Annotated in this window: 12 protein-coding genes; 10 read left to right on the forward strand and 2 right to left on the reverse strand. The window is 57.9% G+C overall.

Translation table 11 applies throughout. From position 1 onward, the window contains the following. Genes paoC through PVA19_RS12970 form a run of 3 tightly spaced genes read left to right on the forward strand, consistent with a single transcriptional unit; the run spans nt 1 to nt 3,862 of the window. Nucleotides 1-2,199, forward strand: a complete 2,199-nt coding sequence (gene paoC, locus PVA19_RS12960) for an aldehyde oxidoreductase molybdenum-binding subunit PaoC (protein WP_274102801.1) — start codon at nt 1-3, stop codon at nt 2,197-2,199. 48 nt (nt 2,200-2,247) lie between these two features. Further along, the gene (locus PVA19_RS12965) at nt 2,248-3,174 is read left to right on the forward strand and encodes an XdhC family protein (protein WP_274102803.1); all 927 of its coding nucleotides are present in this window, start codon (nt 2,248-2,250) and stop codon (nt 3,172-3,174) included. Beyond that, nucleotides 3,137-3,862 carry a nucleotidyltransferase family protein gene (locus PVA19_RS12970; RefSeq protein WP_274102804.1) on the forward strand — a complete coding sequence of 242 codons (726 nt, stop codon included), beginning with the start codon at nt 3,137-3,139 and terminating at the stop codon, nt 3,860-3,862. Before PVA19_RS12965 ends, PVA19_RS12970 begins: the two co-directional genes overlap by 38 nt. Nucleotides 3,863-3,983: 121 nt before the next feature. On the opposite strand, the gene PVA19_RS12975 is transcribed toward PVA19_RS12970, so the two are convergent. Next, on the reverse strand, nt 3,984-5,594 hold the full coding sequence (locus tag PVA19_RS12975) for a phytoene desaturase family protein (protein WP_274102805.1): 1,611 nt from the start codon (nt 5,592-5,594) through the stop codon (nt 3,984-3,986). A gap of 314 nt (nt 5,595-5,908) precedes the next feature. On the opposite strand from PVA19_RS12975, the gene PVA19_RS12980 reads away from it, so the two are divergent. The 6 genes from PVA19_RS12980 (at nt 5,909) to PVA19_RS13005 (ending at nt 11,781) form a co-directional block, all read left to right on the forward strand. Continuing rightward, nucleotides 5,909-7,444: an ABC transporter substrate-binding protein gene (locus PVA19_RS12980; protein WP_274102806.1), complete on the forward strand. Its 1,536-nt coding sequence runs from the start codon at nt 5,909-5,911 to the stop codon at nt 7,442-7,444. A gap of 108 nt (nt 7,445-7,552) precedes the next feature. Further along, nucleotides 7,553-8,563 carry an ABC transporter permease gene (locus tag PVA19_RS12985; RefSeq protein ID WP_274102807.1) on the forward strand — a complete coding sequence of 337 codons (1,011 nt, stop codon included), beginning with the start codon at nt 7,553-7,555 and terminating at the stop codon, nt 8,561-8,563. Nucleotides 8,564-8,618: 55 nt separating this feature from the next. Continuing rightward, nucleotides 8,619-9,464 (forward strand): ABC transporter permease, encoded by an 846-nt coding sequence (locus PVA19_RS12990; RefSeq protein WP_274102808.1) that lies wholly within the window; start codon nt 8,619-8,621, stop codon nt 9,462-9,464. Further along, entirely contained in the window at nt 9,461-10,333 is an 873-nt protein-coding gene (locus PVA19_RS12995) for an ABC transporter ATP-binding protein (RefSeq protein ID WP_274102810.1), read from the forward strand. Before PVA19_RS12990 ends, PVA19_RS12995 begins: the two co-directional genes overlap by 4 nt. 1 nt (nt 10,334) lies before the next feature. Next, on the forward strand, nt 10,335-11,180 hold the full coding sequence (locus PVA19_RS13000; protein ID WP_274102811.1) for an ATP-binding cassette domain-containing protein: 846 nt from the start codon (nt 10,335-10,337) through the stop codon (nt 11,178-11,180). Between the two features lie 52 nt (nt 11,181-11,232). After that, nucleotides 11,233-11,781: a VOC family protein gene (locus tag PVA19_RS13005; protein WP_274102813.1), complete on the forward strand. Its 549-nt coding sequence runs from the start codon at nt 11,233-11,235 to the stop codon at nt 11,779-11,781. A gap of 385 nt (nt 11,782-12,166) precedes the next feature. Here PVA19_RS13005 and PVA19_RS13010 read toward each other — a convergent pair whose 3' ends face one another. Beyond that, a complete protein-coding gene (locus PVA19_RS13010) occupies nt 12,167-12,748 on the reverse strand; it encodes a TetR/AcrR family transcriptional regulator (protein WP_274102814.1) in 582 nt (193 codons plus the stop codon). Nucleotides 12,749-12,966: 218 nt separating this feature from the next. On the opposite strand from PVA19_RS13010, the gene PVA19_RS13015 reads away from it, so the two are divergent. Then, nucleotides 12,967-13,956, forward strand: coding sequence for an XdhC family protein (locus PVA19_RS13015; protein WP_274102815.1), 990 nt, complete (start codon nt 12,967-12,969; stop codon nt 13,954-13,956). The last annotated feature ends 26 nt before the right edge of the window (nt 13,957-13,982 follow it).

The raw sequence follows: 13,982 nt of genomic DNA on the forward strand, positions 1-13,982 counted from the left end.
ATGAAGTTCGAAAAGCCAGCGACCACAAACCCGATCGATCAATTGAAAGTCGTCGGTAAGCCGATCCACCGTATCGATGGTCAGTTGAAGACGACGGGCCAAGCGACCTATGCCTATGAGTGGCATGAACCTGGTGTTGCTTATGCCTATGGATATCCGGTTGGCTCGGCAATCGCCAAAGGCCATGTGACCTCGATCGACACATCATCTGCGAAAAGCGCACCGGGTGTTCTGGATGTCATCACCACGCTCGATGTCGGTGACCTCGAGAAAGGCGAGTACAACACCGCGAAACTTTTCGGCGGAAGCGAGATCCAGCACTATCACCAGGCGATCGCGATCGTTGTGGCTGAGACGTTCGAACAGGCGCGCGCGGCTGCGTCGCTCGTTCGCGTCGATTACGCGCCGGCGAAGGGCCGCTTCGATCTGCGGGCAGAAATGGGTAATGCCGAGACCCCCGATCCAAAGACAGAGCCGGAAAGCGCGGCCGGTGACTTCGACGCTGCTTTCGCAGAAGCGCCTGTAACGCTGGATGCCGAATACACAACGCCTGATCAGTCTCACGCGATGATGGAGCCCCATGCTTCGATCGGCTCGTGGGAAGGAGATAAGGTCACGGTGTGGACCTCGAGCCAGATGATCGACTGGTGGCGTGGCGACCTTGCGACGACGCTTGGCGTCGACAAGGAGAAAGTCCGCGTCGTTTCGCCCTATATTGGTGGTGGTTTTGGTGGAAAGCTCTTCCTCAGAGCGGACGCCGTTCTCGCAGCCATCGCGGCAAAGTCCGTGGGGCGTCCGGTCAAGGTCACCCTTCCTCGACCGATGATGCCGAACAACACCACCCATCGGCCCGCCACAATTCAGCGTATCCGGATCGGCACTGAACGAGACGGCAAGATAACAGCAATCGCGCATGAAAGCTGGTCCGGCGATCTGCCAGATGGCCAGCCGGAAGTGGCAGTCATGCAAACGCGGTTGCTCTATGGCGGAGCAAACCGGATGACCGCAATGAAGCTGGCAACGCTCGACTTGCCAGAAGGCAATGCGATGCGGGCACCGGGCGAAGCCCCCGGCCTGATGGCGTTGGAAATCGCGGTCGATGAGATGGCAGAGAAGCTGGGTATGGATCCGATCGAGTTCCGGATCAAGAACGACACCCAGGTCGATCCGGAGAATCCTGATCGACCCTTCTCTTACCGTGACCTTATCGGGTGTCTGAAACGTGGCGCGGAGACGTTCGGGTGGGACAAGCGCACCGGTCCCGCAGAACGCCGGGAAGGCAACTGGATGGTTGGGATGGGTGTTGCGGCAGCGTTCCGTAACAATCTCGTCATGCCGTCCGGTGCAAAGGTGAAACTCGGCAGCGATGGCGTGGTAACCGTCGAGACCGACATGACCGATATCGGCACCGGCAGCTACACGATCATCGCTCAAACTGCGGCAGAGATGATGGGTGTTTCGATAGACAATGTCGTCGTCCGGTTGGGGGATTCGAATTTCCCTATCTCGGCCGGCTCAGGTGGACAGTTCGGTGCGAATTCCGCAACGTCGGGTGTTTATGCGGCCTGCGTCAAACTCCGCGAAGCTGTCGCGAGTAAACTGGGCTTCAATTCATCCGATGTCGTCTTTGAGGACGGGAAGGTGCGTTCAGGTAATCGCACCGTCGCGCTTGCAGAAGCCGCTGGCGAAGGTGGGCTTGTCGGTGAAGACTCGATGGAGTGGGGCGACCTGACAAAGACCCATCAGCAGTCTACATTCGGCGGCCACTTCGTCGAGGTCGGCGTTGATGTTGCAACTGGGGAGACGCGGATTCGGCGCATGTTGGCGGTCTGTGCCGCCGGGCGAATCTTGAACCCCATTACCGCACGCAGCCAGGTGATAGGTGCGATGACGATGGGTGCTGGCGGCGCTCTTTCCGAGGAGCTTGCGGTCGACACGCGGCACGGTTTCTTCGTCAATCACGATCTCGCCGGTTACGAGGTGCCGGTCCATGCCGACATTCCGCATCAGGAGGTGATCTTCATGGATGAAACCGACCCGTATTCATCGCCGATGAAAGCAAAGGGTATTGGCGAACTCGGTCTTTGCGGGGTCTCCGCGGCTATCGCCAACGCTATCTATAACGCGACAGGGATCCGAGTTCGCAATTACCCGGTCACCTTGGACAAGCTCATCGACAAGTTGCCTGAACTTGCGTGATCGAACACCGGTGGCCTCTAGGCCGCCGGTCCATTTTGGGGGAATGATGTGAGCACTTCCGTTTCCACTGCACTGCCAGTGCCCGTAAGGGTGAACAACTCCGACGATCCAGCGGAGATAATTCGCTTTGCTTTGAACGCCCTCGCTGGCGGTGGAGCCGCTCTCGCGACGCTGGTTGAAATCCGAGGCGGAGCGGCACGTTCCCTTGGTGCGCATCTCGCCGTTTCATCAGACGGGCATTATTGCGGATACCTGTCTGGTGGCTGCATCGAGGCTGCGGTTACGGCCGAAGCCTTGAAAGCCATGGAGGAGGGGCGCGACCGCGTTGTAAAGTACGGCGAAGGCTCGCCATTTTTTGACATTGTTCTTCCTTGTGGAGGCGGCGTGACGATCGCGATCCATGTCCTTCGCGCCGCAGAGCCGCTGGAGAGAGTTCTTGATCAGCTGGCAGACCGTCAAACCGTCGCCTTGAGCCAAGACCCAAAATCACAGGCGCTGACACAGAGTAAAACTGTTCCACCCCGTTCCAGCTGGTACGAGGAGTCATTTGTATCGGTCTATCGTCCTCAGACATGTGTGGTGATTTCCGGTCAGACGGCGGAGGCCGATGCAGTTTCGCGTCTGGCACACGCCTCCGGCTACCAAGTGCAGCTGCTGTCCTCTTCAAAGGACCCCAACGCGATTGAAATCGATAGATTCACGGCTGTGGTGCTTCTTCATCACGATCTTGATCTAGAGGCGGCTGTCTTGGAGCGCGCCTTGACGTCTCCTGCCTTCTACATCGGTGCGCTGGGCAGCACGCGCACGCACCGACGGCGCACCGAGTTGTTGAGGGTAGCAGGCGTCTCCTCAGAAAACATCGATCGTATCCGCGCTCCGATCGGTCTTTTTGGTCCAACACGCGATGCAGCGTCGCTGGCACTCTCTGTGTTGGCAGATGTGGCTGCCGCAAGATTGGAAGTTTTTCCTTCATGAAGAGCCGAAACCATGCATCTTTATCGAGGGGGGCAGGGACCGGTGCCCTCGCGATGGTATTATGGGATCGGAGAGTTCACGCGTGATGAGGATTGCTGGAGTCCTCCTCGCGGCGGGTCAGTCGAGCAGGATAACGAGCGGCCATCACAAGCTTCTGGCGGAGTTTGATGGGGTGCCGCTGGTTCGCAGGTCCGCCGAGACGATGCTTCGCTCGGGGCTGTCGTCCGTCCTTGTCGTGACGGGACACCGATCGACCGAAATCGAACGCGTGATTGACGACCTTCCTCTGTCGGTCGTGTTCAATGACCGTTTCTCATCCGGCATGGGAACATCGCTTGCCTGCGGTTTCAGACATGAAAGTTTGAACGGCTGCGCGGGCGCCCTCATCATGCTTGCCGATATGCCGATGGTGACGGAGCAGCATATCAATCAGCTCATAGCCACCTTCCGTGTGTTGGACGCTCGTCAAGTCGTCCGCGGAGCAAACAAAGGCAAAGCCGGGCACCCGGTAGTGATCCCGGCTACTCTCTTCGAAAGATTGAAGCAGCTGAAAGGCGATGAGGGGGCAAAGGTGATTTTGCAGGATGCGGGAGTGGAGACACAGTTGGTCGATCTTGGTCATGCCGCGCTCATTGATGTCGACACACCAGACGCCGTTCGATCAGCGGGTGGCCTCCTCAAGAATTGACGAGGATCAGCATCCCGCCTCGGCGGAGATGCTCGCTAAAAAAAAGCTATTCGTCTAGCAAATTGGCGCCAGTGTTGAGCGTTCTGCGGACTTGAACTGCTGCTTCAGCCGGCGTCACCAGTTATCCGGCAAGCATCTTCGCCAGCATAAAGCCAGAGCCGGCACCCGTTCCCGCACCCGGCCACGTCGCGGCCCCACACATGTAGAGGCCGTCGATCGGGCTCTTGTAGCGCGAATAGCCTGCAACGGGGCGAAACAGGAAGTTCTGGTCGAGATGATGCGACCCGGACAGGCTATCGCCGCCGATGAGATTGGGATTTTCCGCCTGCAGATCGAGTGGCGACCAGACAGACTTCCCGCGGATTTTTGAACGGAAACCCGGTGCGTAATTCTCTATGATCGAGATGACACGCTCGGCATAGGCGTCTTTTACCGACGCCCAGTCTCTAGCAGCGATCTCGCCTGCAGCATCGCCCTTGATCTCGGCCGGCAGCACACGCACCTGCACCCAGAGGACATGCTTGCCATCGGGCGCACGGGTTGGATCAAGCGCTGTTGGCTGACCGACGACAAGCGCCGGCTCTTGAGGCAGGAGACCGGAGATCGCTTCGTCATAGACTTTCGTCATCATCGAGAGAGTGGGCGCGATGTGGACATAGGCGTAGGATTTAAGGTCCGGAGAGGCTGTCCAATCCGGCAAGCCGTCCAGCGTCAGATGGATCATCATTGCGCCGGGTCCGGAGCGGTAGGACTTGATGCCTCCGACAAATTTCGGGGGCAGCGGACTGTTCTTCACGATACCATCGAAGAGAAGCTTGGGGTGAATGTTGGAGATAATGGCGCGCTTTGCCGTTAGTCTGCGTCCGTCTGCCAGCGTTACGATTTTCTTAGTGCCACTGAAAACTTCTACGGAGGTGGCGGGAGAATTGAGGAAAACCTCGCCGCCCTTGCTTTGCAACAGGCTCACCATCGCCTTGATGATGGTATCCGCGCCACCTTCACCAATCACCATGCCGAAGGCCTGATCAGCCATGGTCTCCAGATAGGGAAAGAGCGCGCCGCCGGAAGCGTCAGGAGGAAAATCGAGATGCAGGCCCCAGGTCGCCATGGTTACCTTCAGTTTCTCATTGTCAAAATGGCGATCGAGAAAACCGCGTGGAGACGATAGGAGCAGGCGGAGAAGATCGGTGAGGAGGGGAATGCCGCCGGCTCGCCACGCCTTCCAGACAGTCTTGGCGCTTTGAAACGATGGCATGGGAGCGCCCAATAGACCGAAGAGATGGGGAACCTTGGCACCAAAATCATCCGACATGGCGGTAAAGCTCTCGGCATCTTTCTCCGAAAGGGCAGCGATCGCTGCCTTGTTGATGGAAAGGTCGGTTCCGATACCGAGATGGGTTCCGTCTGGAAAGACGCTGGCAAAGCACTTCGACGCGGGGACGAATTTCAGGCCGTGCGCTGCAAGCTCTTGAGCATAGGTTTGATGAAAAGCGGAACCAGCGAACATGGAAAGGTTCATCGCTGCCAGATCGTGACGGAAGCCGGGTTCAATCAATTCCTGGGTCTTGACCGCACCACCGGCACTCGCTTTTGCCTCGACCACTGCGACCTTCCAGCCTTTCGCGGCCAGATGAACCGCTGCTGCCAGCCCGTTGTGACCCGCGCCCAGAACCACCGCATCGAATTCAGCCATCTCGTTCCACCAGTGTTTTGATTTTATTTCTGTATGCATACATTTTCTCGATAATGCATCAAGCTTAAAATAAACGGGGTTTGGAACGTCTCGATCTCTCCTGATCGGATCGATGTTTTTGCCGCTGATTATCCTATCTTCCGGGCCCTTGATGAACGATAACTCAAGAAATTCCAACGAAAACGCGACGAATGCTACCCGTCGGACAATTCAGAGAAATATTCTCTTTCATATTATTTTCGAAAATGGGTGGTCCGGCTCTTGTCAAAATCGGGATTTTAATTTTAAGTTTAAAACAATAACAAATCCGGGAAACACCGGAAGTCCTTCAAGGGGAACTTTAGGAGTCCAAAATGACTGACATGACGCGTCGTGGCGTACTGGGACTAGGTGCGGCTACCGTTCTGACCGGCATTCTTGCCGGACGAATTTCGGTTCACGCAGCAGAAACGAATACTCTGACGATTGCCTTCAATTCCAACCTGCCATCCTTCGACGGGACGGTGGGGTTATCAGGCGTGAACCCGGCAATCCAGGCGATCTATCGCTCAATTTACGATCAATATATCGGCCAGAAGCCGGATCTTTCCTTTGAGCCTGGGTTGCTGACTGACTGGGGCTGGAACGACGATAAGACCAAGGTCTGGATGGATGTGCGCGAAGGCGTGAAGTGGCACGACGGCTCGGACTTCACCCCAGAAGATATCGTCTGGTCGCTGACCCGCGCCGGCAAGCCAGACAGCGGCAATCCTGTCGCGAGCGTCTGGGCCAGCATCGGCAACTACAAGGTCGAAGGCAAGCGGATCACCGCCGACGTTCTCAACTTCGATCCGACGATTTTCAAGTGGATGGCCTTCCTGACTGGCTATGTGCTGCCCAAGGCCTATTACGAAAAGGTCGGTTCGGAAGGCTTTGAAAAGAAGCCTGTCGGCACAGGCCCCTACATGTTCGACGCCTATGAGGGCAACTCCTTCCTGCGCCTCAAGGCCAACCCAAACTACTGGGGCGGCAAGCCCGCCTTCGAAACCGTCATTTTCAAATTCGTCACCGATCCGACGAGCCGTGTCGCCGAAATCGAATCCGGCTCCTCCGATGTCACGCTCGAAATTCCTTATGAGGAATTCGACCGACTGAAGGCGAAGAAGGGCCTTGCCGGCGTCTCATCGCCGATCTCGGATATCGGCATGATCTTCATCACCAATGTCGAACCCATGCTGGACAAGAATGTTCGACTGGCGGCTCATCACGCCATCGACAAGGCCGGTATTGTCAAAAAGCTCCTACGTGGCTACGGCGTTCCGATCGACACATTGGAAGCTCCGGAATACCAAGCCTATGACGCTTCGATCAAGGTTGGCTACGACCCGCAGAAGGCTGCCGAGCTTCTCAAGGCTTCCGGTTATTCCAAGGACAAACCGGTCAAGTTCAAGATCCAGACGACACGTGGTCTCAAGCCCAAGGATTACGAAATGATCCAGGCGATCGTCGGCATGTGGCGCAGGGTTGGCATCGAGGCCGAGATCGAAGTCTATGAGGTGGCGAAGCACTTTGAGCTGCGCGCCGGTCACAAGCTCGCGCCTGCCGCTTTCTACAATTGGGGCAACGCGATCGGCGACCCCACGACATCGACCGGCTTCGCCATGTTCTCCAAGTCGCCGCACTCGGCCTGGAAAAGTGACGATGTCGACGCCCTCATTGGCCCGCTTTGGGGCGAGAAGGACGAGGCCAAGCGTATCGCCGGTTGGAAGGCAGCTGACACGTATATTGCCGAGCAAGGTTACGTCATTCCGCTTTTGCAATATGTGCAGCCCATCGTCTTCAAGTCTGCGCTGAAGGTGACGCCGAATGTTTCGAGCGCGCTTCAGCCGACGCTGGTCTCCAAGGCCTGACGAGATAGAGCAGCGTTGCGTCGCGTTCGTCGTGGCGCTGCTCGCCCCTGTTCGCAGAACCGCGCGTCTGGCAGCCGCCGACGCTGACGGCAACAGGAAGGTTTGATCATGACCGCTTCCGATCTTCTCAATCGTCTCGTAATGGCGGTGCTGACGCTCATGGGCGTCGCCGTCATCGTTTTCTGTCTGCTGCGCATCGTGCCGGGCGACCCGGTCGCCATGATGATTTCGCCGAGTGCGACGCCCGCCGACATTGCAGCACTGCGCGCCCATTACGGCCTCGATCTCGGTCTGCCACAGCAATTCGCCATCTGGTTCGGCGATATCTTGAAGGGTGATTTTGGCACGTCGATCTCGCAACGCCGCGATGTCCTGGAACTGATCGGTGGCCGCTTGCCGGCAACACTCGAACTCGCCTTTGCAGCACTTGTTTTCGGGGTTCTCACCGGTGGCATGATTGCGGTTCTCGGCGCACTCGCGCGCGGCACAAAGCTCGATCCTGCGCTGGATTTTATCAACGGGCTGTTTCTAGCCGTGCCAGATTTCGTCTGGGCGCTGGCGCTTGTCCTCTTACTTGGTGTGTTTTGGCCGGTCTTCCCGTTGTCCGGGCGTATCGATCCGGGGCTGACGACGGACTTCCACACGGATTTCTACCTGATCGAGAGCCTGGTTACGTTCAAATTCGCGGCTTTCGCTGACATTTTAGCCCACATGGTGATGCCCATGCTGGCGCTCGGCCTACCCTTGGCAGCCATCGTCGTGCGCACGCTGAAGGAAGCGCTCGCGGAAGCCATGGTGCAGGATTACGTGCTGCTGGCGCGGCTGAAGGGGATGTCGCCGCTTCGGCTGGTGCTTCAGGAGGCACTGCGCAATGCCGTCGGGCCAACGCTGACGCTTACAGGCGTTCAGTTCACCTTCATGATTGGCGGCACGGTCATCGTGGAGCGCATCTTTTCCTATCCTGGCCTTGGCAACATGGCGATCGACGCGGTCATCAACCGCGATCTGCCGCTGATCCAGGGCATCGTGCTGACCTTCGGTGCGATCTTCATTCTGGTGAATATCCTGGTCGATCTCATCGCGGCATGGCTGAACCCAAGGAGCGCCGCTCATGGGTGAGATATCAAAGACCGCAACCAACATGGACACAGCTTTCCGTTTCCGGAGTCTGCCGATGAAGACCATCAAACCGCTTTTGCGTGAACCGCGGGTGGTGATCGCCGGCGGCTTCCTCCTCATCCTGCTGCTCATCGCACTTTTTGCGCCCTACATCGCACCGAAAGACCCGCTCGAGCAGGATCTGATGTTGGGCAACATGCCACCCGTGAACTATCCAGGGGCAGAGCCCGGCTACTATCTGGGCACCGATGACCTTGGCCGTGACGTTCTTTCCCGTGTGCTCTACGGATCACGGATAGCGCTGACCGTTGCATTCGTTGCCGCCAGCCTGTCTGCCATCATAGGAACGCTGCTTGGCCTCGCCGCCGGTTGGTATGGCGGGTGGGCGGATCGGGTCATCTCACGCCTTGTCGATATCTGGATGGCCTTCCCGCCGGTGCTTCTTTCGGTACTACTGGTGGCGGTCATGGGCTCAGGCCTTCACTCGGTCATCGCCGCGATCGTCATTATCGACTGGACACGCTTTTGTCGTGTCGTGCGGGCCGAGACGATGGCGCAGGCACGCCTTGATTATGTGATGGCCGCTCAGACGATCGGTTTTTCCCGCAGCCATATTTTATGGCGTGAGATTTTGCCGAACGTGGCGCCCGTCCTCATTGCTCTTGTCAGCCTTGAAATGGGCATTGCCGTCATCGTCGAAGCGATCCTTTCTTTCGTCGGCCTGTCGCTTTCTTCGGACATCCCGACATGGGGCGGTATGATCGCCCAAGGCCGCCAGATGATCCACCAGGGATGGTGGGTGTTCGTCTTTCCTCTCCTCGCGCTCTTCGTCACCGCTCTCGCCTTCAATCAACTGGGCAACGGTCTGCGCACGGCGCTCGACCCGGTGATGCGCCGATGACCCAGTCGTTTGTTGCTATTCAAGGCCTCAGTGCCATCTCCACGCGTGACGCCGGCGCGCCGGTCCTTCGCGACGTTTCGCTCACCCTGGAAAAGGGGGAGGTGCGCGGTCTCGTGGGTGAATCGGGCGCTGGGAAATCCACCATCGCCAAAGCGCTGCTCGGCATTTTGCCGTCCACCGTCAAGATTACCGGCGGCTTCATCCGTTTCGAGGGGCGTGACCTCCTTTCCATGCCCCGCCGCGAACTCGCTGATATCATGGGTCGCGACATCACGCTGATCCCGCAAGACCCGCAAACGGCACTCAACCCGGCGCGGCGGATCGAGGCGCAATTGACCGACGGGCTAAGGCTGAGGCTTGGTATGGGCAAGACGGATGCCCATCAGCGTGCACTTCAACTTCTCGACGAAGTACAGATCCGTGATCCAAAGCGGGTGCTGAACGCCTATCCGCATGAACTCTCCGGGGGCATGCGCCAGCGTATTCTGATCGCATCGGCCTTTGCGTTGAATCCCAAGCTCGTTGTCGCCGACGAGCCGACAACCGCGCTTGACGTCACTGTACAAAAGGAAATTCTCCGCCTCATCCGTCGTATGCAGGAAGCTCATGGAACCGCGGTGATCTTCGTGACCCATGACCTCGGCGTCGTGGCAAAGATCTGTGACAGCGTGACACTTCTCTACGCAGGCAAGGTGATCGAAGATGGCAAGACCCGTGATCTGCTGATGGCACCAAAGCATGCCTACACCAGCGCATTGATCGCTGCTGGCCCCCGCTACGATAGACCAGATGCAGGGCTTGAGCCCGTGCCCGAAGCTGTGTTCCGCCAATTGCGCGCTGAAATCGGCATCGCCGAGAGGAGAGTGTGAAATGAGCGATCTTCTCTTTGAAGCAAAGGGCATCGAAGTCACTTATGGCGCGAGCAAGGGGCTTTTTGGTCGTGGCCGCACCGGCGTTCGTGTCCTGCACGGCGTCGACGTGTCGATCAGGCGTGGGGAGACAGTGGGAATTGTCGGGGAGTCTGGCTCGGGCAAGACGACGCTTGGCCGTGCGCTTCTGAAGCTGGTGCCTGTCTCGGCCGGAACCATTCGTTTCGATGGGCAGGACATCACTCCCTTGTCGCCTGAGGCCATGCGGCCTTTGCGCCGGCGTATGCAGATGATCTTCCAGGATCCGATGGCATCTCTCAATCCGCGTCATACCATTCGTCGTATCCTCACGGAGCCGCTCTTACTTCATGGTCTTGCGAGCGACCGCCGCGACGCCGAGCGTCAGGTGCGTGGCATTCTCGACCGCGTGTCACTGCCTGCCGTGACGCTGAATCGTGCACCGCATGAGTTGTCCGGTGGTCAGCGTCAGCGCGTCGGTATTGCGCGCGCCGTGCTGATGAAACCGGATTTCGTGCTTGCCGATGAGGTCGTGTCCGGTCTTGACGTCTCGACGCAGGCGCAGGTGTTGAATCTGCTGAAAGAGCTGTCGCAGGAGATGGGTCTCGCCATGGCCTTCATCAGCCATGACCTGTCGGTCATCCGCGCGATCTGCGACCGCGTTACCGTGATGCGCTTCGGCGAAGTGGTGGAGGAGGGGAGGTGTGGACCTGTATTCGATGCCCCCAAAACGCCCTACACGCGCCTGCTGCTTGACGCCATCCCGCTTCCCGAGATCGATGACGGCTGGCTGACACGGCCGCCACCTGTGCTTGAGCCAGCCGCGTGAGAGCCGCATCTAAACTCGCAGAACAAGACCGCAGCCTGATCGGAGACGTGTCATGACAGCTTCCACCCCAAAAGGCCTTCCAGGCCTCGTCGGCCACGACCACACCGGGCTTACGGTGCCGAATCTCGATGAGGCTATCGACTTCTTTGACCGGGTGCTCGGGTGCATCCATGTGCTCACCTTCGGCCCTATCGGCGATCCGGAAGGGAGTTTCATGACCGAGGCGCTCGGCGTTCATCCGCGCGCTCGTATCGAACGTGCCGCCATGATCCGCTGTGGCAACGGCTCAAACCTCGAACTCTTCGAATACTCCGCACCCGACCAGCGGGATTTGAAGCTGAAGAACAGCGACATAGGCGCTTTTCATATCGCTTTCTATGTGCGCGATATCGCCGTTGCTAAGGCCTATCTGGACGAGTTGGGCGTTGAAACCCGGCTGGGGCCCCTCCCTATTCTAGACGGCCCGATCGCCGGCCAATCAATCCTATATTTTCAGGCACCCTGGGGCTTGCAGTTCGAGGCGATCAGTTATCCGAACGGTATGGCGTATGAGAGCACGAGCCCCGTCCTGTTGTGGAACCCGGAGCAGCCAGCCACCTGAGTTGAACGAGCAGTGCAAAGCCCAACATCCGCTGTAGACATTCTGCCGGCTCAGTCACGTTGCACCGGTTTTTCCCAGACGTTAAGACCTTCGCGCCGCTGTGGGCGATGCCCGGAGTACGTCGATGAAGGACGCCAGATTAGCCAATCCGGTGCCGGTCACCGATCTTGCCGGTGCGAAGGGCTGAAACGCCTTAAGGCGCCAGCAGCGACCAATATGGCGATTGAAGATGTCGAAGAAAATCAAGAGATATCGGGGGGCAGAGTAACTTTTGTGAAACGCCACATCAATTGGCAAATTGCGACGACTCGAGCGTGCCGCGCGACACTCGTTAGAACTGCAACTATCGAACTATCACAGCAGGTCCAAGTTGCGCTTGGTGAAGCTAGCGCCGCAACCCATCCATGACCAGCCGGACGATCCTGTGCGCACGATTACGCCAATCCGGACCTTCCGGTATAGAGTAGATACCAAAGAGCGCGTTGAGCACGTCTGCCGCCTCGATATCTTCCTTGACGGCATCGGCCTTGACGGCGTTGTCCAGCAGTTCTCCAAATGCCGTATGTAAGAGCTTGGTGCCGTCGGCAAACAGCGCGGAATTCGATGTAAACAGCAATTTCAGGCTGCTGGCCATGCCCCTTTTTGCCGCCATGTAGCTGACAAATCTGTTCATCCACTCTTCAACCGCCTTTGCAGGCTCTTCTTCCTGCATCAACGCGCGAGCGGATGTTGCCAGTAGTTCCAGTTCCCGGCGATAGACGCTTTCCACCAAATGCTCGCGGCTTGGGAAGTGTCGATAGAGAGTGCCAATCCCGACGCCCGCACGCCTCGCTATATCTTCCAGCGACGCAGCCGCGCCCTGTTCCGTAAACGCCAGGGCTGCAGTCTCGATCAGCTTTGCGCGGTTCCGCTTCGCATCTGCACGCAGTGGCGACGGTTCAACCGATGTCGCTCGTTCCTTGGGCACGCAAAAGCCCTTCCATAAGAAATTGCTTGACGAATGATCGCAAGTCACTAGTTTAAACGGAGGCGCCTCCGTTTAGCGATGCGCCCTTCGTTTCTTTAAACTAACCAAGAGACGAATGTCATGCCGAGAATGACGATGGCGTGCGACTATCACCCAAAGAGTTCCATAGGAACTTCGCTGTCATCCATCCATTTCATGTCACGATTCCGGAGGCTCTCATGACGCAATCGGCTATTACCGTGAGGAGCAACGATGATGCGGGTCGTTGGTTGCCTCTTAACACTGGCATTTCTGCATCGCCGCCGACGCAGAAGGCTTTCTCAACCGATGCGGCCTATGACATCCTCGCTTTCGCCATTGAGAGCAAGGAGGCGGGGCTCCAGGTCGCATTATGTACCTTGGTGGACATCCGCGGCGGCTCTTCGCGCGCGCTTGGCGCGCACATGGTGGTCGCTGAAGACGGTCGTTATTGCGGCTATGTTTCAGGGGGCTGCACGGAAGCTGCCATCGCCGCTGAGGCACTGGAGACCATAAGAAGCGGACATGATCGCTTTTTTATGCTGGGTGAGGGGTCGCGCGTCTTCGATATCGTTTTTCCTTGCGGAGGCGGCATTACGGTTGCCATCCACATTGTCAAAGACATCGAGCCGCTCCGTTCCACCATCAGCCTCGTCGACAGCCGTCAAACCGCATGGCTGCGCTACGCACCGCGCCATGAACAACTTTCGGTCACCACAGAGCGCTGTCGGACCGGTTGGGATGGGGATGCCTTTGTCACCTGTTACCGGCCTTCAGTGCGCGTGATTTTATCGGGGCATACGCTCGAGGTCGAAACAGCGGCCAGTGTCGCAAAAGCCGCGGGATACGACGTCATTTTCTTTGACGATGCGGCCAGCCTTCCGCCCGACCGCGCGCTGATTGATTCACACAGTGCGGTTGCACTTCTGCAGCATGACCTGGATCGAGAAATACCTGTCCTTGAGGCTGCGCTCGCTGCATCGCCCTTTTACATAGGCGCTCTCGGCAGTTCGCGCACGCATCAGAAACGAGTAGAGCAATTGCTGCAAGGTGGCCATTCGGCTGAGGTCATCGCGCGGATCAAGGCCCCGATCGGCATTTTCGCTGGAGCAAGAGACGCTCAGTCTCTGGCCCTTTCTGTCATCGCCGACATCGCCGCCACCCGGCAATCCTTTTCGACGCACAACTAAAGCAAGGCACAAACCGTCGCATCGAT

The organism is Agrobacterium sp. CNPSo 3708 (assembly GCF_028674915.1).
Lineage (GTDB): Bacteria > Pseudomonadota > Alphaproteobacteria > Rhizobiales > Rhizobiaceae > Agrobacterium > Agrobacterium cavarae.